Source organism: Streptomyces niveiscabiei, from assembly GCF_001419795.1.
Classification (GTDB): Bacteria; Actinomycetota; Actinomycetes; order Streptomycetales; family Streptomycetaceae; genus Streptomyces; species Streptomyces niveiscabiei.
This window is the reverse complement of record NZ_LIRL01000211.1, coordinates 9,617-9,896: the sequence shown is the minus strand read 5'-3', so window position 1 is coordinate 9,896 and position 280 is coordinate 9,617. Positions and strand designations below refer to the sequence as shown.

At 71.4% G+C, this 280-nt stretch carries 1 pseudogene; it reads right to left on the bottom strand.

Annotated features, from left to right (window positions below):
* Positions 1 to 26: 26 nt before the first annotated feature.
* Positions 27 to 280 (bottom strand): annotated as a pseudogene (locus tag AOK24_RS50470) (ABC transporter ATP-binding protein); the annotation flags it as partial.

Sequence of the window (280 nt, the reverse complement as noted above, 5' to 3'; positions counted from 1 at the left end):
CGTACCGCCCCCCCGTTCCCCTCACCTCACGTCCTCACCCCCGTCGGCTCCTCCGTATCGTCGAGGAACCCGCCCGACTGGTGCTGCCACAGCTTCGCGTACGCCCCCTCCGCCGCCAGCAGTTCCCCGTGGCTCCCCTGCTCGATGATCCGCCCCCGGTCGAGGACGACGAGCCGGTCCATCCCGGCGACGGTGCTGAGCCGGTGGGCGACGACCAGCGTCGTACGGCCCTCCATCAACCGCCACAGCGCGTCCTGCACCAGGAGCTCGCTCTCGGAGT